The 24,040-nt window shown below is 59.5% G+C and carries 23 protein-coding genes; 14 read left to right on the forward strand and 9 right to left on the reverse strand.

Going from position 1 to position 24,040, the window contains the following annotated elements; all coding sequences use genetic code 11:
* Positions 1 to 203: 203 nt before the first annotated feature.
* On the reverse strand, positions 204 to 1,277 hold the full coding sequence (locus ACSKT0_RS14755) for a hypothetical protein (protein WP_437770472.1): 1,074 nt from the start codon (positions 1,275 to 1,277) through the stop codon (positions 204 to 206).
* Here ACSKT0_RS14755 and ACSKT0_RS14760 point away from each other — a divergent pair.
* Positions 1,270 to 1,563, forward strand: coding sequence for a hypothetical protein (locus tag ACSKT0_RS14760; RefSeq protein ID WP_437770473.1), 294 nt, complete (start codon positions 1,270 to 1,272; stop codon positions 1,561 to 1,563). The two genes, ACSKT0_RS14755 and ACSKT0_RS14760, sit on opposite strands and share 8 nt — an antisense overlap.
* On the opposite strand, the gene ACSKT0_RS14765 is transcribed toward ACSKT0_RS14760, so the two are convergent.
* Positions 1,547 to 2,488: a hypothetical protein gene (locus ACSKT0_RS14765; protein WP_437770474.1), complete on the reverse strand. Its 942-nt coding sequence runs from the start codon at positions 2,486 to 2,488 to the stop codon at positions 1,547 to 1,549. The two genes, ACSKT0_RS14760 and ACSKT0_RS14765, sit on opposite strands and share 17 nt — an antisense overlap.
* Before the next feature lie 440 nt (positions 2,489 to 2,928).
* On the opposite strand from ACSKT0_RS14765, the gene ACSKT0_RS14770 reads away from it, so the two are divergent.
* The 4 genes from ACSKT0_RS14770 to ACSKT0_RS14785 all read left to right on the forward strand — a co-directional run bounded on the left by ACSKT0_RS14770 (position 2,929) and on the right by ACSKT0_RS14785 (position 4,854).
* On the forward strand, positions 2,929 to 3,159 hold the full coding sequence (locus ACSKT0_RS14770) for a hypothetical protein (protein WP_437770461.1): 231 nt from the start codon (positions 2,929 to 2,931) through the stop codon (positions 3,157 to 3,159).
* Between the two features lie 29 nt (positions 3,160 to 3,188).
* Positions 3,189 to 3,548, forward strand: coding sequence for a hypothetical protein (locus tag ACSKT0_RS14775; RefSeq protein WP_437770475.1), 360 nt, complete (start codon positions 3,189 to 3,191; stop codon positions 3,546 to 3,548).
* Between the two features lie 34 nt (positions 3,549 to 3,582).
* The gene (locus ACSKT0_RS14780; RefSeq protein ID WP_437770476.1) at positions 3,583 to 4,044 is read left to right on the forward strand and encodes a hypothetical protein; all 462 of its coding nucleotides are present in this window, start codon (positions 3,583 to 3,585) and stop codon (positions 4,042 to 4,044) included.
* Between the two features lie 111 nt (positions 4,045 to 4,155).
* Positions 4,156 to 4,854, forward strand: a complete 699-nt coding sequence (locus tag ACSKT0_RS14785; RefSeq protein ID WP_437770477.1) for a DUF6308 family protein — start codon at positions 4,156 to 4,158, stop codon at positions 4,852 to 4,854.
* A gap of 235 nt (positions 4,855 to 5,089) precedes the next feature.
* Here ACSKT0_RS14785 and ACSKT0_RS14790 read toward each other — a convergent pair whose 3' ends face one another.
* The 3 genes from ACSKT0_RS14790 to ACSKT0_RS14800 form a co-directional block, all read right to left on the reverse strand.
* On the reverse strand, positions 5,090 to 6,106 hold the full coding sequence (locus ACSKT0_RS14790) for a hypothetical protein (RefSeq protein WP_437770478.1): 1,017 nt from the start codon (positions 6,104 to 6,106) through the stop codon (positions 5,090 to 5,092).
* Positions 6,103 to 7,311, reverse strand: coding sequence for an ATP-binding protein (locus tag ACSKT0_RS14795; RefSeq protein WP_437770479.1), 1,209 nt, complete (start codon positions 7,309 to 7,311; stop codon positions 6,103 to 6,105). The genes ACSKT0_RS14790 and ACSKT0_RS14795 overlap by 4 nt, the downstream gene beginning before the upstream one ends.
* A gap of 158 nt (positions 7,312 to 7,469) precedes the next feature.
* Positions 7,470 to 8,192, reverse strand: a complete 723-nt coding sequence (locus ACSKT0_RS14800; RefSeq protein WP_437770480.1) for a response regulator transcription factor — start codon at positions 8,190 to 8,192, stop codon at positions 7,470 to 7,472.
* 462 nt (positions 8,193 to 8,654) lie between these two features.
* Between ACSKT0_RS14800 and ACSKT0_RS14805 the strand changes: the two genes are divergently transcribed.
* A complete protein-coding gene (locus ACSKT0_RS14805) occupies positions 8,655 to 9,305 on the forward strand; it encodes a hypothetical protein (RefSeq protein ID WP_437770481.1) in 651 nt (216 codons plus the stop codon).
* Between the two features lie 173 nt (positions 9,306 to 9,478).
* On the opposite strand, the gene ACSKT0_RS14810 is transcribed toward ACSKT0_RS14805, so the two are convergent.
* Positions 9,479 to 9,757: a helix-turn-helix domain-containing protein gene (locus ACSKT0_RS14810; RefSeq protein ID WP_437770482.1), complete on the reverse strand. Its 279-nt coding sequence runs from the start codon at positions 9,755 to 9,757 to the stop codon at positions 9,479 to 9,481.
* 224 nt (positions 9,758 to 9,981) lie between these two features.
* On the opposite strand from ACSKT0_RS14810, the gene ACSKT0_RS14815 reads away from it, so the two are divergent.
* The 3 genes from ACSKT0_RS14815 to ACSKT0_RS14825 all read left to right on the forward strand — a co-directional run bounded on the left by ACSKT0_RS14815 (position 9,982) and on the right by ACSKT0_RS14825 (position 14,682).
* Entirely contained in the window at positions 9,982 to 10,956 is a 975-nt protein-coding gene (locus ACSKT0_RS14815) for a hypothetical protein (RefSeq protein ID WP_437770483.1), read from the forward strand.
* Positions 10,957 to 11,167: 211 nt separating this feature from the next.
* Positions 11,168 to 14,062 carry a type IV secretion system protein gene (locus tag ACSKT0_RS14820; RefSeq protein WP_437770484.1) on the forward strand — a complete coding sequence of 965 codons (2,895 nt, stop codon included), beginning with the start codon at positions 11,168 to 11,170 and terminating at the stop codon, positions 14,060 to 14,062.
* 11 nt (positions 14,063 to 14,073) lie between these two features.
* Positions 14,074 to 14,682 (forward strand): hypothetical protein, encoded by a 609-nt coding sequence (locus ACSKT0_RS14825; RefSeq protein ID WP_437770485.1) that lies wholly within the window; start codon positions 14,074 to 14,076, stop codon positions 14,680 to 14,682.
* 44 nt (positions 14,683 to 14,726) lie between these two features.
* On the opposite strand, the gene ACSKT0_RS14830 is transcribed toward ACSKT0_RS14825, so the two are convergent.
* From ACSKT0_RS14830 to ACSKT0_RS14840, 3 genes are all read right to left on the reverse strand, one after another.
* Complete coding sequence (locus ACSKT0_RS14830; RefSeq protein WP_437770486.1) at positions 14,727 to 15,050, reverse strand: histone-like nucleoid-structuring protein Lsr2; 324 nt, start codon at positions 15,048 to 15,050, stop codon at positions 14,727 to 14,729.
* A 222-nt stretch (positions 15,051 to 15,272) separates the two neighbouring features.
* Positions 15,273 to 15,659 carry a hypothetical protein gene (locus ACSKT0_RS14835; RefSeq protein ID WP_437770487.1) on the reverse strand — a complete coding sequence of 129 codons (387 nt, stop codon included), beginning with the start codon at positions 15,657 to 15,659 and terminating at the stop codon, positions 15,273 to 15,275.
* Between the two features lie 301 nt (positions 15,660 to 15,960).
* Positions 15,961 to 20,127: a hypothetical protein gene (locus ACSKT0_RS14840; protein WP_437770488.1), complete on the reverse strand. Its 4,167-nt coding sequence runs from the start codon at positions 20,125 to 20,127 to the stop codon at positions 15,961 to 15,963.
* Between the two features lie 95 nt (positions 20,128 to 20,222).
* Between ACSKT0_RS14840 and ACSKT0_RS14845 the strand changes: the two genes are divergently transcribed.
* From ACSKT0_RS14845 to ACSKT0_RS14865, 5 genes are all read left to right on the forward strand, one after another.
* A complete protein-coding gene (locus ACSKT0_RS14845) occupies positions 20,223 to 20,756 on the forward strand; it encodes a hypothetical protein (RefSeq protein ID WP_437770489.1) in 534 nt (177 codons plus the stop codon).
* 171 nt (positions 20,757 to 20,927) lie between these two features.
* Complete coding sequence (locus tag ACSKT0_RS14850) at positions 20,928 to 21,164, forward strand: hypothetical protein (RefSeq protein WP_437770490.1); 237 nt, start codon at positions 20,928 to 20,930, stop codon at positions 21,162 to 21,164.
* Positions 21,161 to 21,949: a hypothetical protein gene (locus ACSKT0_RS14855; protein ID WP_437770491.1), complete on the forward strand. Its 789-nt coding sequence runs from the start codon at positions 21,161 to 21,163 to the stop codon at positions 21,947 to 21,949. Before ACSKT0_RS14850 ends, ACSKT0_RS14855 begins: the two co-directional genes overlap by 4 nt.
* Before the next feature lie 4 nt (positions 21,950 to 21,953).
* Positions 21,954 to 23,117 (forward strand): hypothetical protein, encoded by a 1,164-nt coding sequence (locus ACSKT0_RS14860; protein WP_437770492.1) that lies wholly within the window; start codon positions 21,954 to 21,956, stop codon positions 23,115 to 23,117.
* Entirely contained in the window at positions 23,114 to 23,824 is a 711-nt protein-coding gene (locus ACSKT0_RS14865) for a hypothetical protein (RefSeq protein ID WP_437770493.1), read from the forward strand. The genes ACSKT0_RS14860 and ACSKT0_RS14865 overlap by 4 nt, the downstream gene beginning before the upstream one ends.
* Positions 23,825 to 24,040 lie beyond the last annotated feature (216 nt).

A 24,040-nucleotide genomic window follows, 5' to 3' on the forward strand; every position in this document is an offset into this window, starting at 1 on the left:
AGCACTTAGTTGCCTCCGCCGTGCTGACAGATCACTTTGCCCGCACCGCGGCCTCGATCTGGCCCAACCCAAGCTGGTCAGCAGTCCTCGGCGATACTCTAGACGATGTGTAAACTACCTGCCGTCCTGACACGACATAACCCTCCGGTCTCCGTCACCTTGCAGCGTTGGTTCTTCGCGGGCGAAAGCGCCCTCGATGTTAATTAGGGGGTTGAGGATGTCTTTGAAGACGTGGCGGACGATAACGAGGCTGATGACGGCGCCGGCCGGTCACCTTGGGGGTAGAGCTTGCCGTTATTCCACAGGACATATGAATCAACGGAAAGAATCGGCATCGTGCTGTCGTCGTCCCTCACAGTCTTTCCAGACCGGGCATCCACCACAGGTTTCCCGTCGTTGGTTCCCAGGTAGAGCAGGCCATCATAGAACTCGCTAACACCGAGTTTGAGCAGCCGGACCTGTGCGAAATCCACCCAGTACGCCTTGCTCCCGGTCGCGGGATCGATGACTCCCAGACCCTCATTTGGGGAGTTGTCATAGCTGTCGTATGGAACTCCGGCGAGAATAAGGCCGGACACCGGATCCAGCTCGATAATGTGGTCCGGCAGCGTTCGGGGCGCACCGGTCTTGATATCGAAATACTGGTATTTCTTCTGATCTGTAACGATCTGGAGGTACGGCCCGAAGAATCCCGCACCGAGCATATTGCAGTGCTGATTGTTTATCGTTCTGTCGTCCAGAGTCACGACGACCGACCCCGTCTCCACCGACATCAAGGACAGCCGGTTACAAGTGTCGTAGCGGCTCGATTCACCAGTGATTTCCATCACCACGGCATTTCCACCGGAAGCGCTATGCAGCTGGCCCCCGTGACGCCACAACTCCTTACCTGTCATGACATCCAATCCACGGGTCAGCGACGCGGTGTTATAGTCTGTCGTTGCTGATCCGTCGTCGACGGCAACAACCGACCCGTTGGAGCCCGCCAGCCTGGCGGGGAAGATCTTCTCATCCGGTCCCCGATAGATCTCCGACTTGCTCAGGACTTTCAGCGTCTGCGGGTCAACGACGACCAGATACACAACATAGGCATTGGCCTGCATCCCCTTGGCCACTTCACGGACCTGAACCAACCCGGTGAGAGACGGCGAAGACTCGGTGCCCGTGCTCGCCCACTTTTCCTTGCCAACCTTGACATCCTGAAAGAACGTCTGGGCACTGATCGACTTCTTGAATCCCGGCGGCAAAAGGAAATCGAAAGGCCCATCGATGCTCATCACGGAATCCCCCGTGGACACGCCGTATCGATCGACCAAAAAATGCCCGAGAATCGCGTTCCACTCAGTACCCACTGTCACGGCCTCTCTCAAGGGTGTGGGCGAGGAACTGGCCACAGGGGTCGCTGCTTCTGCAGCCGAGGCAGTTGTCGCCGGTGCCACCGTCGCGGCCTTCGGGGCCGGTCTGGCTTCCGGTGCACAACCACTAACCGTCAGGGCCAGGAGGCCCGCGGCGAGTAAAGCAGCGCAGGTCAATCCGCTGGTACCCCTCATGATGCACCGCTGATAATGGTGCCCTTAAGAGTCAGACCGCGCGGGCTGATACTTGCCGACCCACTTCCTTCAATGTCGTGGTAAATGCTTGCAGGGTCTTTAGCGTCGCCCGCCTGCATCGGACGAATCACCATCCAGTCCAGCAGCGCTACATCACCATCGGGGGTCGCCGGACTGTAAAAGTTCTTGATGACGATAAAGAAATCAAACCTGCCACGCTGACCTCTCTGGAATGGCTTCTCCCATTGGACTCCGAAGCCGCCTTCCTGGCCGTACCCGAAACTGTTGGTGCTCGAAAATGTCGAGCAGACCACTCCGTCGTTGTAGGACCGCTCGACAGCAATCCTCTCGTCGCCCTCGGCAGGTGCCACCCCGGAGCCGCCGTAAGGAAGTTGCTTGTTGCCGGTTGTAGTGGTCGGACCGGCACTTCTGTTCAAGATCATCTGAGCGTTGATCGGCGTGTCGAATTTATCGGTGGTTGCGGTGACAAAAGCAGCGCCGGGGATAAGAACGTCGCGCTTAGGGTCGGCGGTGCATTTTGAGCCGAACTCAAAGTTCGCGTCCAGCGGATGGGCGAGTTTTCCAGAAGTAGGTATGGGCACCGGTGAGGCAACGTCGATCGAAAGATCGTAAGTAAACCCGTTGGCGTTCTTCAGCGACCAAGTTGCCGTGTAGCGAAGCGTCGCGGTGTGCCTTGCAGGCCCGGACGGCGTCGGCTCCGGTGTGGGCGTTATGGAGGCGTGTGGTGTGGTCAAGTCGGGGGTGGGCCAACTGCTGGACACTGGGGCTTCGGCATGGGTTACCTGTTCATTCCCGCAGCCGGCCAAAACCACGGAGGCGAGGACAAGCGTTGCGACCGCGGCGTGAGTTGCACGCAGCCAGTCGCTGGTTGACCCGTGCCGCTTACCTATTTGTTGCCCATTGACGTTGTTTTCCACTGAAGATCCCCCTTTTTTAGTTCGCCGGCTCAAGCATGTCGGCAGGCGTAAATGTGAAACCTAAACGACCTAGAAGATGAAGAAGCCCCAGCGGCTGCCACGATAGTGAAAGATGGAAGAGACAATCATGGGGCACTGGCCTGACACAGTGGCAGAATCCCCAGGGGCGAAGACTCAATCTGCAATCGCAATGTCCCGCGGGTACCCGCCGATGTTCCATCGATAATTCCCCCCTCTGGTCGCCCACAATGGCTTCAACCAACTAATCCTTGAGGGAATCTAACAGGCCCTGCATGACCAAACTCGCCCCATGAGCGAAGTTCATTCGCTATGTAGCAACAATGGGTGACAACTCCACGAAAAATGAAGACCCGGCCTGTCTCCGCCATTCCTGAGACATACATTCTTGCTGCAGAGCATCGACAGCCAGGAGGCAAATCATGGACAAGCTAAATGAGCCAGAAACACAATCACTGAGCACCGTGCGGGTCCAGCGCCGCAGGCCGCACTACATCGCCGGCACCTTCTGGGCAATCATCACTCTGGGTGCCGTCTTCTACACGTTCTCGTCCGCTCCCGGGCACCTCAATGGCGTCTGGATTGGCCTGATCACTTTGGCGTACACCATCTACCTTTATCGCGGAGGACGCTGGGTCATTTTCTTCTTCTAACAGCCCCCCAACAAACCTCAGGAGAAACGATGAGAAGAACGGTCCAACTTCTAGGAGCGTCACTGGTGCTGGCCTCAACCCTGGCACTCACGGCCTGCGACAGCACGCCGAAAATTGCCGGCAACTGGAAGGCGGACGACGGCACTGCCGTGAAGACGATCGCCCAAGACGGCCGGTGCCAAGGCATGTTCTACAACGGCACCAAGCCCCTGGACATCGGCGGCGGCATGAGCTGCTCGTTCAGCACGAAGAAGGACGCCAACGGCCGATACAGCCTCGTCGTCTCCCAGCCGCCGAACGAGGCAAGCTACACGGTCGATTTCACCGCTTCAGACACCGCGGCGGTCTACTCCGGCACAACCAAGATCTACACCATGACCCGGCAATAAGCCCCCTACCGGCTAGGTAGCGAAAGGAACACAAATGACTACTCAACGAGACCACTTCATCGATGCGATGACCAAAGCCGCGGAACTCGCAGGCGACGCAGATTTCGGCAAAGCAAGCGCGGGCGTCTACACGGACAACGAGACAGAGCTCCTGTCTCTTGTCCGCCCCGACGACTACCCAAGCCTCGCGTTCCTGGCGTTCCTCCAAGACGGGAATGCGAATCGAACAGCCCTGGCTGCACTTCTGGAAGACCGGCTGGTTCTTGTCTGGACTTACGGGATCTTCGGCAGGAAAAAAGGTTCCACCGTGATCCCGTTCAGTGCAATCACCCGCCTTGAGTTCTCCGAAACCTCGTCAAGTCCGTCTTTTGGCGGCAACCCGGAAATATCCATCGCCACCGATCGGCCCTGGAACCTCGCGATTCCTCCCAAGGGAACACCCCTGGCGGGCGCCGTCCGGGACCAAATCGCGCTTGCTATTCCAACCCCAGGATAAGCGTCGCGCACTGACCATGACAGGACAATGTTAGGTGGCCCTGACAGACAAGATATGGGCGGCGCGGCAGGAATCCGTCACCGACGCCTCTGGGACCGTTACGGTGGCCCCATGGACATCTTGACCGTTGGAGGGCTTACCGTGGACCTTGCTCAGGCGAAAACCTGGGCACGCGAGTACCTGGTCGAGAGTCCCGGAAGATCCAGCTATCCGGCCTACGACGCGTATGAGGGCTCAGGGCGGGACAACCACGAGCTCGGCGACGCCGACCTCCTCGCCCCGGCCCTGCTGAACGTCTCGCAGAACCCGATACCGACCTACTACGCGCTGAAACGCCTCATGCCCGTGCTGAACGAGTCGTTCCGCGCAATCCCCACCGGCCTGCCGCTGCAGGACGCCGAAGACAGCCAACTCGATGCCATTGCCCGACTGTTCCGCGTCCTTGACGATCCGGCACCCAAGCAGATCGGCATGACTACACTCTCCAAGGTCCTGGCGCGCAAGAGGCCAGGCCTCATCCCGGTCTACGACAGCGCGGTGGCCCACTGCTACTCGGGCAGCGACAACGCCCCTGTGCCGTGGCAGCCTGGGCGCTCCTGGGAGGATTACGCCCGGGCCTGGCTCAAAGCAGTCCAGGACGATCTGCGCGGACAGCTCGAAGCATGGCAGGAGCTCGCCCGCATCGCACCGGCGGACGATGTTGGAATCAGCCCATTGCGCGCCCTCGACATCGTCTCCTGGCGGGCGGGGCTGCCAGCGGTTTCAAGACGCCGCGGCCGCCGAGCAATGGAGGCAGCGGAGCCTGAGTGAATCCGGGTGGTAGGCCGGCATCGATCCGGCGGCCTCCCCGGCCACAAACCAGGTACTCGACCAATTGAGCTAGCGCTAACACGCCTCCCGAGCAGAGGTGGCTCGGCTTGGGCTCAACGACGGCAGCGTTGCGCGAAGAGCCGGGGCAAGGTCGCGTTCAAGCACTGGCCCCATCCCCGAACCCCAACGAGGACGGGGCCTTCCTATCCTGGTCCCCCGGGTCCCGAAGAACCACTCAATGGTCTACTCGCGCGCCGCCGGCACCCTCGGGTTGCTCCCGAACTTCGAGGTAGAACTCGTCGTCCGGGGTGTTCTCGTCGTAAGCGAGAATCGTAACGGCGATGTCTTGTCCGCGCGGGAGCGCTCTGGCCTTCACGAACCCATTTTCGGCCCGGTCGAGCGCTCCGACGAGCTGGACCAAGACCTCTCGCTCCACGGCCGTCGGGAGCGCGGTTTCCCGGTCGTCGAAGATCTCGACAGAGACTCCCCGTTCCCGGGCGGCCCGGGCGGATGCCAGCACCTGCCGAGTTGCCAGGACCCTGCCCCGGACCTGGTCCCGCAGCTCGTCCTGCAGATAGCCGCAGTTGGCCCTGTCTGCAGCGTCAAGATCGCCCGCGGCGATCTTCGTCAACGTCGGTTTGGTCGCGTGTTCGAGCTCGGTGACCCATTCGTTCTGTGAGAGCCAGCGTGCGTGTTCACGAGCGATCCGGGCGCCCGAGCGCTTTTCCTGGTCTTCATAGTCGCGGACCAGCACATCGCACCGGCCAAATACCCGGCTGACCGCGTGGGCGATACCGACCCACATGAGCGGTGTCACGACCAGCGCCAGCCCGTCGACCGGTGTCAGCCGGTGAATCATCGAGCCCGCAAAATCAAGAACGGAGAAGATGCCGATCCCGAGCCAGGCCAGCTCGATTTGCTTCCGGAGGGCGACGGTCACGAGCAGCATCTGGATGGCCCCGCAATGCCATGCCGCGTAGCCGGGGTGGACGCCGGTCGGGAGAACGCTCTGAACGAGGACATCCATAAGCGCGGTCCCCGCCACCGTGATCACCGCGTTTCGACGCGGCATGCCCCGGCCGCTCGCCGGCGTCGTCACGACAACCATGAGCACCACGCAGATGCCCATCGCAAGCAGAGTGGGCCAGGGCGAGAGGAGCATGCCGATGTTGAACAGCCCCAACACGATGTGGGAGGCGGGGAACGCCAAACCCATGGCGAGAATCAATGGTCGGCTGATTGCGTTGTTCACGCTGCTTCGGGCCCTTTCCATATCAGCTGCACGCGCGTTTCCGCCCCGGGCTTCGAGGTGATAGTTGCCTGGCCTGCTACATCGCGCATTCTCTTCATGATGGATACCCGGATGCCGAGCCGTTGTTCGGGAATGCTGGAGATGTCAAAACCGGGCCCGTCGTCCCTGATCTCGATGAGCGCCTGGCACATGCCAGTGCCGGAATCCCGGCTCAGTGAGATCGTCACTTCGCTTTGCCCGTTGCGGGAGTGCAATGAACTGTTCCTCACCGCCTCGGCCGTCGCTTGGATCAGTGCGCGGCTCGGGGCTAAGGGAAGCGATGCCGGCGCCCCCTCGGAAGGGGGCTTACGGGTGATGCGGGTTGGGTAGCCGGCCGTTGCTGCAACAATCCGGTTGACCAGCTCATCAGGACTTATTGAGGAGACCTCATCCCGTGAGTGCAGTGACTCTAGCTGCAGCAAAGAGCTCTGTGCTGCAGCCGCTGCGGCGGCCATCATGTCGGCGGATTCCGCTTTGGAGGCGGCAGTGAGGGTCGCCATGATCGCGTCGTGGGTGAGCCCGTCTAGGCGCGTCCGCTCGGCGCGCAGGGCCTCGGCCCGCGCAGCCGCCCCTGCCTCAAGCACCGCCCGGTCGGCGGCGTCATCGGAGGCCCTGGCCGCTTTGCGCAGCGCCGTGATGGGGCTGATGATCACCACGGTCATCGCCGCCGTCAAGAGTGCATCCTGCCCCGACTCGTACCAGGCCCGGGCGTTGCCCGCCACTGTGAGGGGCACCAGGAAAATGAAAGACGAAAAGATCGCCCCGTAGACCGCTGAAATCCTAGCGTCCGTGGCTATACAGGCCAGGGCGATGCCGATACCGGCGAACCCCCACGACCACGGACGAGAGGCCACCCGGTCACCGCCTCCAATCACGCCGAGGTGCCACAAGACAAAACTCAGCAAGAGCAGGGCGGCGGCCGTCCCCGCGGCACGGTGCCTCCAACGCCCCGGGCGTGCCAGGGCCGTGCAGACCATCGCCGCAGGGATGGCCAGCAGGAGCACCAGGCCCCAGTCCATTGCGTTGAAAAGCAGTTGGGCAAAGACATCGGGCAAGGAGACACCGTAAAGGACGAGCGCGAAGACGGAAATCGAACGAGCCAAAATGTCTTCAATACTCGTCCGTGAAATGGCCAGCGGCTGGCGGATCTCCGCATTCCTACGCACAGGGCTCCTCACTGTCGAACATATTGACCGCCCTCCTGTGCAAACGCCCCGAACCCCGATACCACCAGATCCTGCATTCCCTCAGCCTGCCAAAAGCGCCGGGATGCCAGCCGTTCAACACCAAGCAAACCAGTGCACAGACGTTCCATCGGCGCCGGTCAGCGAGGATCTCCACCGGCTTCGGCGGCGGTTCCTTCGTCGAGAACATCATCCTCGGAGGCTCCTTCGTCGAGAATGCCGTCCTCCACAGCCCGTCGGTAAAGGTCGGTTTTATTCCTGGCTGCCCGGCCTGCCGCTTCGTACTTTTCCCGGATCCGCTTGATGTACGTTCCAACGGTGTTGCTGGTGACATTCATCCGCCTCGCAACCTGTACCCGGGTAAATCCCACCGCGTACAGACGCAACGCCTCGCTTTCACGGATACTGAGGTCCTTGGCCGCAACAAAAGCGGAATCCCCGTCAATGGCGGCGGCAAGCTCCTGATTGTCAATCGTCTCCCCGTCGGCGACCCTCCGGATCAGGCTCAACGTTTGCCCGTAGTCCTCGCGCTTCCTGGATACCCCCGAAGCCCCGGCAGCAAGCGCCTCCCGCAAATCAGCCGCGTTACTGGCTTCACTGTAAACAAGAACCGGGTAACCGGCCGCGATGATCCTCCGGACGTTCTCACCAGGGCGGCTGTCATCAGCCAGGGACATATCCAGGGCAACGACGTCATACATACGTTCCCTGCCGGACAGCAGCTCATCAACCGTCCCGCAAGCCGTCACCACGACAATAGGCTCCACGGAAGTCCTGGCATCATGGTTGGCCGCCGCCACAAATCCCATACGCAAAACCTGGTGGTCATCCACCACCCCGAGCCGAACCGCCCGTCTCACCATTGAATCCCCCTCAAGAACCCTGCTCCAGCTGCAAATACTCAAACCAGCTTCCACTAAGCGTGCCGACGAATCCACAGCAAGACACAGCCGTCGAACAAACGTCACCTTTGTGGGTGACAGACGCCTCAAAGGAAGGCACACACTTTTCAAACGGCATACTCCGATGCGAAGTCGCGGGTAGGGTGTTGGAACCGATGGATTTGAGCGCGCATTGCGGTTCTAGGGAGGGTATCGGATGGCTGCGGAACCAGCGAGCCGGCTTTGGACCCAGCTACGCGCCCGCATCGAAATTCGGAGCACTGACCAAGACTGCGCCAAGGATGAGACAGCTCCGCTCTTAACAATTCAAGGCCCCGCCAAACCGGAGGGAAGCAGTCACTCCGGCATGGCCCTGGGGCTCAGGGCCATACTTCAACTTGCCAACTAGATGTACTGCCCAACGCTGGTGAAGGGAGAACGATTATGGGGTTTACTGAAGACTTGGCCAAGGCTCAGAAAGAGAACGAACTGGCGGCGGCCGTTGCCAGGACTGGTTTGGATGCGCTGGAATCTTCTTATAGTCAGCAGTTGGCCGAGTTCAACCACGTCGTCCAAGAGGCCGTATCCGCACTCGTCACGCACGGAGTTCCCTCAAAGCGTGTAGTGAAATTTTATTCAGACACATTCCCTCGTTATACCGACTCTTTCGGGAGCGGCTGGTACCTCACAAGTGGTCTCTGCCTTTTCGACAACAGGACTTGGCAGATCGACGCTTCAATTATTACCAGAGAGCAAATCAAGCCAGATGCGTGCAATGGTCAATATGGCGCTTGGCGGCGTCCCCGTGACTGGGAAAACCTCGGCGACATTGGAATACTGCCTGGCGAAAGTGCCATACAAATCAACAAAAGAGATGACGGGAAGCTCCCAAAACCGGAGGACTGCTCACCCACGCACGGACTGTTGCTGGACGTCAGCCTAAGCAACTCTGATAGTGGGCCTACATGGGTCCCGCTACGGCTAGCTTTGATCCACGGGGTATCTGACCTGCTTACCGGAGGCACCATGGGCCATGTCAGGCTTCTTGCAATAGGCCGGCTAGATTTTCAGAAGGGAATGGGCTGGATAGATTAGATCCCACGCAGCTGCTGCGGTCGGAATGGGCCTAGGCTGCACACGCCTATGCTGGTCCCCCACGGGCGACGTTTAGCTACAGGATCGCTGAGCGTTCGACACTGGGCCCAATCGCGTTGGGTGGCGTGGTGAAAAATCACCGCTGGACGAAACAGGCCAGCCACCACGATGCGTTATCCGCCGACTGCAATTCCCGCAGTCGGCGGCAGAAGCTCTGTCAGTTCCACCCCAAGCACCTCAGCCATGGCCACCATGACTCGCAGCTGCGGATTCGCTACCTTGGTTGGCGTTGATTTGCCTTTCTCAAGGAGCTGATAGTGGTTTCGGGTGATCCCCACTCGGTTCGCCAGGGTCTCCTGCGATAGGCCGGCCGCGTGCCGAAAACGATTCAGCCGAATCCCAACTTCCGCCACGTATATCGCCCATGCCTCTTCCGGATCATTCTTCGCCATCTATTCAACTTCTGACGGCACTCGACTTCCGGTTGCATGATTCATCATGCATTATGGATATAACCATCCAGGTCGAGGAGCTTCAGGGTTGCTATTTACAAAATATTCCGTTTGTGGTATATATAGGTCATTGCCAAGCGGCGGTTGCAGGCCCACACCTCCCCCGGATTCTGGCGACTATCAAACTTCATGCGCCCATGTAAGCGCGCAAGGAACCCCCGATCATGAGTATCGAACGTCCAGAGCAACGAACCATCATCAACGTCAGCCCAGAGGCACTGCCGGCGCACATCGAGCGTGTCGACGAGGCTTTCGACAACACCTCGCTCCCTCAAGCGCATGCGGAGGGTCTCGTGGATAACCAGGTCCCGGATCACGCCCAGGATGTCATCGACATCGCGAATCCAGACACGGCCAACTTCATCGAGCGCACTGCTCGCGAAGAGCCGGTTTCTCACCGCCGCCGCAACCTGCTCATCGGCCTCGGGGCTGGCGCGGCGGGTATCGCACTGGCTGTCGGCGCGTTCGTTGGCATCAAGGGCGCAACTGACGGCAGTCACAACGCAGCGCCGGGTTCGGACCCGAAAGCGACAGGCCAGTTGAACGAAACCTCGCCAAGCCCATCGGCGCTCCAGGAACACAACTACACTGTCCAGGAACTCCTGATCCCCGCCACCCTAAGCGGTGAAGACGCAGCCAAGATGCTTTTCGAGCAGAGGTTTTCCACCTGGTACGCAGCTGGCGCGTCAGACAAGCTAAGCAGCGACTGGCTCAAAGCCGGTGGCGGCGGAGCGATGCCGAAATCCATGGCCGCTGCCAGCGGGCCGACGTTTGCCGATGCTGTCATGGTCCCGGACTGGCGGAACCGCCCTTCGCTCGTCCGGATTGAACAAAGGGAAGAGGCAGTCAACGCCGACGCACTAGAGACTTGGCTCATGACTTACAAAAGTCACGACGCACAGGATAAGGAACCATACAAACGCAGTCTGACGGTCGAGAAGGCGGACGTTGTCAGCAGCACCGATTCTTCGATTATCCTCACGGTTTATGCAACTGAACATGAGAACGCAGATAAGAATCGCGCCATCCAGATCGACCCTAACCATACGAGCATCGAGGGTAACAAGCTTGTCGGGCATGTTCAGCTCAACAAAGTCGATGGCAGCTGGAAACTCGCTGACCTGAAATGGCAGATCTGACCCGGAAGGGGTAGGACTGGGCGCACCCGGGACTTCTCAAACCATGCCGCCTGTGCTTAAATAAGCGCAGGTTATGCCAGATAGACGAAAATCGAATTACGCTCGAAACCTTGGTTTCCAAGTACTTGGAAAGGTACCGCCCTTTGGGCTGTACCTTTTGTGGTTTATCGGCCAAAAGCGCCCGCCGCGACTTCGCCTGATTCTTCTGGCCATGCTGATGACGGTATCGCTGGTGCTCGCGCCCTTCGCACGCCCCGCGGCCGCCGCCGCGGCCCCAGATCCAGCGGCAATGAAGAACTTGAATGCCGAGATCACTAAGCTTCTCTATCGGAATGCTCTGGCGACTTGTGTCGGCTACTCGCCACTGACGGATGACTCATGGGCCATTCGCAGTCTGGACCGTATCAACGAACAGAACGCTTCGAACTATAAGTGGTTTTGGGATGGTGCCTCGGGTCTTGGCTCGGCGTGGCAGCCGCTTGATGTTTTCGCCGGGCGCTGGCTTCACGATGCTGGTGACTCTTCGGTCGATGAATACGGCCGGGCAAAGTGCTCAGACCCCACATTCATCTCGAACGCCGTCAAAGGGCTTGGCTACTCCGCAGCTTCTGGTGACTCGGTGGGGGTGTTTCATGTCCTCTGCGACCTTGGATTCCAACGCGACGGCGGCGACCGCTGTCTGAGCGGAAAAGATGCCTGGTACCGTAGTGCCTCCGGCGACGCCATGCGCGACAAGGTCGTCAACTCATCCAACGGCAAGGGCCTCCCCGGGATCGATGACGTCAAGACCTACAAACTACTAACACAGGGTCTCACTGGTCTCTGCAATGCCACCATCGCCCCGAAGACCAGCGCGAACCTCACCCAGGGTGTCTACGACGTCACCGTCTACAACCAGGACACCGGCCAGCCCGAGACGCAGAACATCTCCTTCGGCACCAACAAACGGGCAATTTCGCCAACAGGGTCAATCATCAACCTCCCCCAGGTGTTTGCCAGTCCGGAGCTCTACACCGTGGGTATCACCGCCAACGACGTAGGAACCGCCAATGTCCCCGCGGGGGCGTGGACCGCCGGACAGATCATCGCAGGATCCGTCCGCATTGGTAGCCTCTACAACGGCTGCACGGACATGGTCAACCAGATCAACGACAGACACCTCGCGGATGCCTATGGGGCGTGGATCACCCAGCACAAGACAAAAGATGGCACCAAGCCTGCAGACTGCTCGAACGGCGGTACGACCGATGCCAACGGCAATCCGTGCCCGGCTAAGGACAAGCCGTCATGCGCGATCACCGGCATTGGATGGATCATTTGTCCCGTCATTACGTTCCTGGCCAACATCATGGATAACGTCTATGGCTTCCTGGCCGATAACTTCCTGCGCACGGATATCAAGCTGGTCGACACCTCGAGCCCTACCCATGATGCATGGGCCAAGATGCGGGACATCAGCAACGTCGTCCTGATCATCGTCTTCCTGATCATGATCTATTCCCAGCTCACCAGCTTTGGCATCTCCAACTACGGGCTGAAGAAAATGTTCCCGCGGCTGGTCATTGCGGCCATCCTGGTCAACATCTCCTTCATTGTCTGCCAGATCCTGGTTGACCTCTCCAATATCCTGGGCGCATCGATGCAGAGCTTCTTCCAAAGCCTTGGCCCGCAGATCAAGCTCGGGGACGTCAACAGCACGACCGACGTCGCCAACGCCTCCAGTGCCCTGGGTGTCACCGGGATCGCGTTGAGCGTCCTCGGCACCGCCGCAGGCCTGTACCTTATCTTGCCGTTTCTGGGTGCCATGATCCTCGCCGGACTCGTCGCGGTCCTTTTCGTCGGTTTCCTGCTCATCGCCCGCAAGGCGCTCATCGTTCTGCTGATCGTGATCGCGCCTTTGGCGGTGGCGGCCTATATGCTGCCCAACACGGAGCAGTGGTTCAAGAAGTGGCAGAAAATGCTCCTCTCGCTGCTGCTGCTCTACCCGATCATCGCGGTCGTGTTCGGTGCCTCGCAGCTGGCCTCACATATCCTGGCACCGGTCGCCGACGCCGCCACTGGCCAGTCCGACAACCTGCTGAAAGTCGTGGCCGCCGCGACCGCCGTACTGCCGCTGTTCATCGTGCCAAGCCTGCTCAAAGGATCCCTGAACGCCATCGGCAACCTGGGCGGCGCTATCAACAAAATCGGAGGCAAGTTACAGGGCGCTGCATCCAAAAAAGGTGGGGAACTGCAGAACAAAGGCCTGGGCAAACTGGCCAACACCAGTTTCGGACGAAACGCGTTCATCCGCAGGGTCGGCGGCAGGGCAACCGGACACGGCCGGCGCGGTTACGACGCGCTCGGAGCGAAGGCCGAGAACGAATCCTCCCAACAAATCCTCGATGGCTGGAACCGTGATGGTACCGCGAACGATTTCGGCAAGCTCGAAGAAATCGCACGGAAGAATCCGGGATCAGCGAAGGGACAGGCGGCGATCCGACAGCTTGCTGCAACGGGCAGTGTTGCCGAGCTGGCCAGACTCCGAAAGCGCATCACAGACCCTAAGGACATGGTCGCCTACAACCGCGCCATAGCCTCTCAATTCGCAGCGCTCAAGGCCAAACATCCAGGAGCGGTTATGGATATGCCACCCGATGAATGGGCGAAGATCAAGCAATCAGACATGCATGCCATGAAGGACGTTGCATTGGAGGAAGGTGCTCGCTCCAGTCCGGAATTCCGAGCCAACCTCGCATCGGCCCTGGCCGATCCTGAGCAGGCCCGTCACTTCACCCCGAACATCCACAGCAAGTTCGGCGATGGCGCTCCTACTAGCCCACCGACACCGGCCGGTCCTACTGCTGGCACGCCAGCGACTCCGTCGTCGCAGCAACCGACACCGTCCTCTCCGGCCCCGCCATCCGCACCGGCAGAGACACCTGGCCAGCGCGCCGCGCGTGAAGCCGTCGAAAAACACATGCAAGAGAGCGGCGAAGCTGACGAATGGGCAAGGTGGCGCGAACAACAGCAAGCTCGCGAGTCCGGAGGCCGTCACGCCGATGAACAAGGCCGACAAACACCCAACGGCGCAAGCGATGACTACCACGACCGCATGAATCAATAGAAAGGACGGTGATGACCAAAACCACAACAGGAACCAAAAAGACAACGAACCGCCTGGCAAACGAATCTGCCCAACTGCCGACAGACAGGCGGCCACAAGAAACCTCCGGCGTTGACCTCAAATCCCGACTGCCGATGACCTGGCAGACTACCGAAGACATACCCCGAAAACACTGGTGGTGGTTTGCTGTCGTTGGCTACGTCGGAATCGCCGGAGTAGCCATAGCTTTGGAACTTCACGCATGGTCGGTCGCAGCCGTCTTCATTGCCGCCACGACCGGACTCATCGTCACCTACGCCCGGAAACCACGAACCCTGACGTACACCCTCAACAAGGACACCCTGACCATCGAGAAGAACGCCTTCGATCTGAACGACTACCGGGCCTTCACCATCGGAGAGACCCTGCCCGGCAGGAACAGCCCGGCACGCTTCCTGCTCGTGCTGCTGCCCAAAAAACGCCTCGGCCTGGCATTGGAACTGACCCTCACGGACGACGATCAGCAGAATCTAAACGTTGCGGAGGCATTCCAGGAAATCATGCGGTTCGACGAAGCACTCTCTTACCGAACAACCCAACGAGTGCTGAGCCGGATCGCCAAGTGGCTGAGATTGTCCTAGCCCGGAAGAGGCCTATTCCGAGGTTCCGGCGGTTTCATGCAGGGTCATAAGGTCTGGGCTGCCTCGTAGCGCGCCATGACCTCGGCCTGAATCCGGCCCCTGCTGTTGATCGGAATGTTGTTCGCCCTGGCCCACTCACGAATAGCCTTGGTATCCGAACCTGCGGCCACCTTGCGGGGAGACCGTGCCCGGCCGCCAGCCCGCCGGCCAGCGGCCATGTATTTCGCAAGGGCGCTGCGAAGTTCGCTGGCGTGCTCTTCATTGAGATCAATCACGTATTCCGCGCCGTCCAGTGCAAACGACACTGTTTCGCTGGCCTTTGAGCCGTCGAGATCGTCTTCCAAAAGAATTACCATTCGCTGAGTCATGAAACAAGGCTATCACTTGCATTGACCCTGCGAAGCTTTAGACCGATCAAACCGTGGCACCGCAATACTTAGAGGGCCGCCATTCAGTTGGCACTCAGGTAGTTTTGGGGATTCTCAATGTCAGGACAGGTATTTCCGGCCCTTTCACGCAAAGAAAGAACCCACCGTCGAGATGGCTACGACACCGCAGGCGGTGAAGCTCTTTCCCGTAGGTGGGTTTTGTCATAGTTGGACGGCGAAGGCACCGCCGAGCGACATGTGATCAATCAGGTCGTCTGTGCTTTCGTCCGGATTGATCCTTGCCGGGCTAACACTCTGGGAAAAAGCCAGGTGGCCCGTTCCGTAGATCAGGCGGCTGATGGTTGGCGAATAGCTGGCGTCGAAGCCGGACAGCCTTTGGTTCGAGAACAGGGTGATTTGAGACATGAATGAAACTGACTTCTCACCCGCCTTGAATCGGTCCGTGGCTGTCGCAACGACGAGCCCCGTACAGACCTCAAATTGTTGCAAGTACAGAGTTGCCCGATCGAATGGACTCGCGGCTTCGAATTCGGCGCGCGACGTGAACGATGGATTGCGATACCTTTTGAAATCATTTACAGAAGTCAATTGATTCACCTCCTCGACAAGGATGTGCGACCCTCGCCGGCCACACATCATATTGATTGCGGCCCGGACAACGGGTTGCAGGTATTTCAACACGAAACTCGCAATGAGTCAAGACTTATGCTTTATTTCGCGGTGCATCTTCCGAGACGGATCATTGTTTCTCCTTTTCGTAATGCCTAAATTTTTGCCCAGAGTCGACAAAACCAGGCAGGTCAGCGAGTCAACAGCGCCGGACGGCGCTAATTAGACTTGGACGATGATGGACTTGAAGTTCATGGAAATCCTTCCGGGACTCCGGTGACTAGGCCAACAATTCAAGAAGTTCCGGGTATACCTTGCCCCCACCTTCTCGGTCGTGAAAGCGCATCAGATCGCGGATCTCGTCGCGGGTCTCTGGAACGGTATCTTCGCTGTGCAAAGCTTCTGCAAAATGCGGCCTGGCGAGGCGATACTCGCGATCGCCGATGACTTGGAGAATGACACGGGCAAGGTCAGCGTCGATTCGTTCCGATATCGAAACGAAACGCGCGATCGTGGGTTTTGTGTCTACCCGTAAGGCCCGGCTGATTGCAGAACGAGTCACTCTTTCCCAGAAGGAAGTTGACTCGGCGCTGCCGAAGACTCCGTTTGAAATCCCCTCGAAGTACTCGAGGAGGTTGTCCTTTGCCAGGCGTCGATTGCCGGCGTCAAAGACCCGCGTCAGATAGGTCATGACTGCGGACAGCTCCCAACCCGAGGCGCTGGGGATTTTGCCTCCCACGGTCGTGGACGAAAGGGTCAAGATCCGCGGCCAGGCTTCGGGTACGGGCTTCCCCCGCCACACGAGAAGGTGAAGGTAGGCGCGGCGGCACGCCTCTTGTGCTTCATCCGAGAGCATTCGTCCGCGTTCCGTAGCTCCGACTTGGGCCTTGCCATTCGGCGCTAGGCGTATGAATCGTTGAAGGTACGATAGCTGCTGTTCCAGGTCGTTGGGGCCGCTGCGTTCGGGCAGGTGCTCCAGTTCTTTGAGCAGAGCGCTGATCATGTTTGAGCCGCTTGCGTGATTCAGTGGTCCGCGTAGTTGGTGCCAGCTGAGGGAGACGTACCGTCCCCTGAGAATGGCGTCGATGATGGCAGCGTTGTCTTCCCCGTCCCCGGTGGCGGATTCGGCCATGGCCAGCACGAGCCTAAGCAGCATGGGTTGAAGGGAATGACGCGTCGTCGGCGCAATGTCTAATTCGGACAAAGCGTAGATGGCATCGTCTCGTCGGAGCACAGCGGCCAACTGAAAGATGAGCGGCGTCAAACTCTCGTCGCGATGAATTTGAGTTCGGCTGGCCTCGAGCAGCAAGGTCATGGATTCCGGGCTCAACATATTGGGCCGTTTCGCGATGTTTTCGACGGCACGACGAGCGGAGATATGGCCTGCGGCAGCTGCTGCGGGCAGTGTTTTCACCAGTTCAGGACTGCTGAGCCAGGTCGCCTCCGCGATGTTGCTCGGGAGGATTTTTCTTACGATTTCAAGCGGCGTGGCTGGTTGCCGGGATATCGCCAAGACGGATTCAAAATGAAGTCCACGGACTTCTTCGCTTTCGTTTCGTCGAGCTGACGCTGCCTCAGCGAGAAGTGTTTGACATCGTTTGGCCGCCGAGCTCCCCGTGCGTAGCAGCTCTGGAATGCCCTCTTCCATGAGGAATCTCGATGCTGTTGGACGATCCTCGCCAGCCTCGTCCTTTGTAGCGGGCAAGGTCGTATCGTGCAAGTTAATCAAACCGACTAGTCGCTCCAGGCCGTATTCCAGGGCGGCGCTGCCTGCCGGAAGGGCGGCAAGAACATGAAGAGCCGTCCGGATCTGCTGGAGAAGTTGCCGTGGAGGAGACCATTCTCCCTCCCTGTTCACGCCGTAGTACTTTGAATCGTCGAGTATCCGCTGTTTCCCAAATTGATAGTCGGGGACCGCAAATAAGAGGGACAGCACTTCGTCGTCGCCAGGCGTTGCTAGAACATCCGTACATTTCAAGTACCACTTCGCCAGTAGTTTTCCGAGCTCTATTCCAAGCTGCTGTGCCGACTCCGGAACAGACCATTCGGAAAGTTCCCGCATGGCGGCGGGAGCCGTCCAGAATTTGAGCTCGTTTCCGACCCGCCGTACGTCCTGGGCAAGGTGCGGGTCCGCGGCGCTCCCGTAGAGAGTACGGCTCTTCAATAATCGCAGGAAACTGTTGACATTCTTGGAGTCATACTTGGCGATTTCGAAGTACAGGGTAGCGAGAGCATGGTTTGTTTGATCCCCTCGCGCATAGGAAGGTGGCCGGGATAGTGCCGGTCGATCAGAAACGAAATCGGCTACCTTCTCCGGATCTCGGGGAGTCAATCTGGTGAGCACGTCGGTGACCAGGCTGTAGACGCTCCCGTCCTCAACGCTCAGCAACGCGTCGAGTTGATCACTGACAACGACAAAACTCACCGAGGCCACGGACGGGATTGTCAGGATGGCACGTGGGAATACGCTGGGGTGGAGAGTCCGAAAAACCGTGGAAGGGTCAGGGATCAGTTCAGGGACATGTGCCCAGGCAACCACGGCAATTTCCTGCATTCCGGGGCTGTCGCTCGACAGCAGACAGGCGACTGCGTTTCTCATCGATTCCGGAATCAAGGGGTTCCCTCTCCAGCAGACGAGAAGTTGCTCAAGGACTGCTCCGAGAAAGAAGTCCGAACCGTCGGTGGCGGCCAATTCGGCGAGTCGCACGATGGCATCATTTGGCAGATTCGCCTTCAACCCTTTCGCGGCTGCATACTCAAACATGGTTTGATGAAAGAACCTGATCTTCTTGTCTCTGCGCAGGAGCACTCCGCGTTTTACTAGGATTTCTATTTGAGCTTCAATCGATCGATCCATGCGCATCGTGCGGCGGGGTCGAATCTCGCTCAAGATGGCGCAAATACCCTCTTCCGCAAGCTCTACTGTTCCCGCGCTCAGCAAAGCAATTCCGAGAAGGCCCACCAAGCCGGATAGGTCTTCCTCCTTATCGTTCGATGCTTCAAAAATATCGTGTGCGCGAGCATCGCGGACGACCCGCCTGTTCCAGTAGTCATTGTAGAGACTGGTCACATCGACTTCGCGCAGTTCCGGGGCATCTCCATCCGCGAGTTCGAAGAGGAGGCGAAGAAGCAACGGGTTCTCACACACTTCGGCTACCGGAAGGCGCCGGGACGAGGCTTTCAGTATTTCGGCTACGGTAATATCCTGTTCAGCAGCTCGGCAATACCGTTTGGCCAGCATGGGCACAGCGATTTTCAACTCTTCAGGGTTGTATGGGTCGAGAACAAATTCTTGAAGCGCAGGGCGGCGCAGATATTCGAATTCCCTGGGCCGGGTTCCGATGACAACACTGACCCTGCGTATCTCCATTTCATCCAGTAGTGAATGTAAAGATCGCCTCGATTCCTCGTCGTGAAGGAGCAAATCGACGGTATCAATCACCAGTTTCGCTGCATTACCTGACGCAAGGGCATCATCAACGGCAGCCACGGCCCGGTCGATTGACAGCCCTGCTTCTTTCCCGGACAGCCACTCGGCAGCAAGAAAGACCGCCGAATGATCGGAAAGGGCCAGTAGCTTTTTCCGCAGTACAGCGAGGAGGGTCGATTTTCCGGTTCCGGCATCGCCGACCACAGCCGCGACTAGACCAATATCGTCCTCCACCAGCAATTTCAAGACGTCCGCCTCAATACCGCGCTCAACCGGGTCACTGTGGCCCATGATGATGTCGGCGCAGTATCGATCAGCCTCGGAAAACAGCCGCTCGGTGTTCGACAATGCTTGAGGACGGTCGACGCGCCCGTTGTACGGATTACCGGCGGAGGGATTCACGGCCACAGCGGGTGGAGTCTGGGTGGATTCTGTTCGCTCTTTAAAGCTCATGGCAAGCGTCGCCAAGTCGGTGACCCGGACGTGCTTATCCATTGCGTCGAGCAAGTCTCCGGCGATCTCGAGCGAGTAGCTGCTCCCAGGTTCGACCACACCGTAGGACTTTTGCCCGTACATCCGAGCGACAAAGGCCCTACGGATGGCCACACGTTCCTTAAAGATCCTCGACTTGATTTTGCCTACGTCTCCGTAAACGCTGCTGAGAACCAAATTCGTCCCTGGGATAGGAAGATCATCCGGATAGTCTTCAGCAAGGGCCAGCAGATGCTTTGCGGCAACCAGACCGCGCTTGCTCTCCACGGCGCTGTCGTCGATGCCTCGCAGGATGTCTTCGACCAGATTCCACGTGTAGTCGTCCTTCCAGTCGCCGTCCAGGCCGGACCGATCACGTACGTAGTCGTTAAGTTCCGGGCACGTTTCAGTGTCCCGCCGAAGTACACCTTTTGGCCGACGCTTGGCATGGTCAGGTTTCTCAACGACGCCGAGGACTAGCGCTTCAAGCTCTTTCCGCAATTTACGGTACAAAAAGTCCGGCAATTTTTGATCGTCCGCTGACATGCCTGGATTCTACTAAACATATTTGCCATTGACATTTAGTGCGTAATGCATCACAATCCGCGCCAAGGGTGGCCCCTTACTGAAAGGAACCACTCATGGCCCTATTTGATCAGAATCACCTTTACAGCACTCCGATCCAGAGGGCGATTACGTCGTTCAACGCATTCATCTTGGACGGCGAAGATGCCATATACGAAGGTTCGTCGGACACCGCGCCCTTTGGCGAGTACGGCGGCGAGGGCAGGTGTCTGCTCGACTACGTCTACGTGTGGCTTGGACAAGGCTCGGGAGCCTTCGTATGCCCTACCTATGAAAGTTATCTCCTTGGTGTCATTGGCATCATCGATGACTCCATTCGTCGGGAAGAGAAGGAGTCCGAGATCAAAGGCTTCTCCGCCAAGAGAGCGTTCGATACCCCGTTCCTGCGAATCTTCCACTGGACCAAACGCCAGCGGGCAGCGATGCGCAGAGGAGAGATTGCTGATCGAAGGACCCCCTGGGGTCATTCGCATCCAGCCCTCGACCGGGAAACGTACAACTACCACCGGGAAACGGCAGTCCAAGAGCTCCTCGAAGAACGCCTGAAGGGAGTAAGCGAGAGCCTCAAGGCCTCGTCGGAAAAAAAGTAGCTAGATCATTGGGCCACCTACGCCCGCCCTCAATCTGAGGGCGGGCTCTTTCACGTCTGCGATCGGCGTCCTACGCGTCCTAGAGATGTCCTAGAGAAAAGCCTTGCGAAGGATCGCAGGTCTGGAAACGTCTCCGTTGTCAGCCCCCACAGATTCCGTAAGGAGCCCCAAATGACCTCATCTATCTACGGCCCCGATCCCGATTTCGATCCGGTCGGCAGCCGCTTCAACGAAGCCGTAATTCTTGCCCTCGACGCCAAGCTGCTTGTCCTTTTCGCAGAGCAGGCGACCGCCGAATTTCACACAACACCCCCGTCTCGGGAGCCTAGCCATCCGGCGCTGGGGAAGGCAACAGCAACCTCCGCCCCAGCGCTCTCCCTCAGAACCAGAAAGGCCGACACCCCATGAAGCCAAGAATCGCACCCGCCGTGGCGGTTGCTGTCGTTACAGCGTTCATCTTCGCCCTATTGGGTTGCTCGGAAACGACAACCCCTGGAGACCTGGGCACCAACCAAAAGATCCTCGCAACCTGCCCCACACCATCGCCGACAGCACAGATCAGCATCGATGTCAGCGGCACAGATCGCATGCAAAAACTCCCGGAAACCTACGCCGCAGCCACCAAAGACCTTGTCCGCCGGACCGCTGTCTGTGGTGGGCATCTGTCTGTCGTGGCATTCTCAGCCAGCAGCACAGCCACAGTCAGCCTGTTCGAGGGCGAACTGAAAATGCCCGGGAGTACAGAGAACAGCCGCCTCCGCCATGTCCCCCAGGCGACCGATGACGTCATGAAGACCATCGAGGACGCCTACGCCACCAAAATCGGCTCCATTACCCCTGGTGGGACCGACATCCTCGCCCAATACCGGCTGGCAGCCGAGGGCCACCGGCAACTTGGCGGCAACCGCCCGTTGGATCTGCTCATCCTGACCGACGGCTTACAAAACGCCGGACTGGTCCTCGGTGACCGGGTCATCTCCGACACCGAAGCCAAGACCCTCGCCGCTGGCGTCGACGTCCCCTCACTGCCCGGCGCCACGATCACCGTGGCGGGAATCGGCAAAACCAGCGACCAGGCAGTCCTGGCCACGGACGTCGTCAACGGCATGAAGGCCTTCTACGACGCCATCTGCCAGCGGACCGAGGCCGCCAAGTGCGTCAGCGTCACCGACTACACCCCGGCAGGAGGCTAACCCGATGCCACTCAACATCCCACAAGGAAACGGCCCGGCTGGAAGTCCGCCCCGGGTAGCCGACTCCGCCACCGCCATGGCCAGCCCATCGGGCATGGTCAGCCTGCAGCGCGTCGATGAAGCCGCCGCCGTCCAAACACCAGCGGCAATCGCCGACGGTACCTGGATGGAACAAGGCTTCGATGCCCTGGCAGCTGAGCAGTTGTCCCTCTGGCCCGCCCACGGCAAAGTCTCCCAGCGTCCGAAAGCAGCAGCAGCTGAAAGCCTGCACGAGGCCGCCAAAGCTGAAATGACACTGCTGGACCACGGCAGCAGCCTGCTCGCCTCCGCTAAGGAGAACTTCGACCATTGCCGAACGACACTCCAACCCTGGGTACAGCGCGGCCCGCATGCCAAGTTCCGCTACTGGACCGGGTGGGCGGTTCTCGGACTCGGCGACGCCGTCGGGGTGGCCGGGGCCGCAATCCTCCTTGGCGAGGAGATCTGGATCGCCGCCGGACTGGCCTGCGCCACCGGGGTCGCCGCCGTAACAGCCGGCCTGGTCGGCAACGATCTCAAAGAGCGCCATCTGGCAAGGCAGCGGCGACGGGACCCAGAAGACCTGAGCGACGACGAGAAACGCTACAAAAGGTTTTTTCTAGGCGCGGACGATGACGGCAAGGTACTGAAGACCGTTGGTCGTATTGCCGGTGCCGTCGTCTGCTTGCTCGTTCTCGGAATCTTCGCCCTCAGAGCCAGCATAGAAGGCCCCCTCGCAGGACTGGTCTTCGGTGGTCTCGCCGGGGCAACAGCTCTGGCTTCCGTGATCAACAGCTACGCCTACGCCGACGAAGTGGCAGATCTCATCGGTGTGTACGACAAAAGCTACCGGCAGGAACAGAAGGCGCTGCGCAAGACGGCCAAAACCCAGGCGCTTCGCCAGCACGCCACGGCCCTCGAGGAAGCCGCCTCGATTGAGGAAGAGCACCAGCACCGCGCCCAGGCGGCTGCCGCCCACCTCCAGGCCCTGAAATTCCATTCACTCACCGGCAACCCGCGCGTCGTCGGTCACGGACCGGGGCCGCGACCAGCAACCGTGAAGACACCCAAGGACGATGCGGCCAAGCCTGCCGGGCCGGTCTCCCGTCATCGTCGCCGCACCACATCAGCCACGGAGGCCGGCCAGTGATCCGCCAACCTCTGCTCGCAAGCGAGCTCCAGTCCCCGGTGCACCTCAGCGTCCGGCCGAAGCCCGGCCCACAGAAACGCCAGCCGACGATCCAGCTCGGAAACCCTGGCCGCTGCCCCTCCGGGCTAACCCTGGTCATCATCATCACCGAGGAGTCAGGCAGCCTGGGAGGGCCTGCCGGAAACGACCCCATCAGCAACCGCTACAACGAAGCCCGCCACGCTGTCACAGTGCTGGCCCGCCATTGCCGGTGCGGACGCTGCCTCGCAGCCGTCATCCATTTCGACACCCCAACCTCGAGATGCATCGACCCGACACCGCTCACCCGGACCGGGAAACTCAGGATCCTGTCCGGGCTTGCGGTACCGCCGGACGCGGCCGGCTCCAGCTACCTCGGCCCCGGTTTGGCAGCGGCCGAAGCTATCGCCGCCCGGCACCCGGACCACGAGGTGGTACTCATCATCCTGACCGACTGGGAACTATTCGATACGAACCTGCCGGAGCTGCTGGCACGGCTGACCACGTTCAAGGGCTCGCTCTTCGCTGTCGGCCTAAGGAATTCACCGCCGGAATCCTTGGCCGGGCCGATGATCACGAGCCTCACCATCCGGCCGGAATCCCCACCAGGCAGTCTCGCCCGGGCCGTCTTCGCCGGCCTGACAGCGCACCGCCAAGGAAAACAGCCCGCCGCGACCGATCCGCCATAGAGCCGGCACCGTTGTGAATTCCACACCACGGGAAAACCACCAAACCACTGACCACGAACGGGTCGCCCGTCGAAGAAGGGCCACGTCTCATCGCCCGTCCAACCGCTCCAGCTGCGAAGCGATCGGACGATTTACCAAACCAAGCCTCTGGTCTTAAGTACAGCCAGAGCCAACGCCAGATACCCGGCACACCACACCATCCCCCACCCCTTGCCG

The organism is Arthrobacter sp. KNU40, assembly GCF_051515115.1.
Taxonomy (GTDB): domain Bacteria; phylum Actinomycetota; class Actinomycetes; order Actinomycetales; family Micrococcaceae; genus Arthrobacter.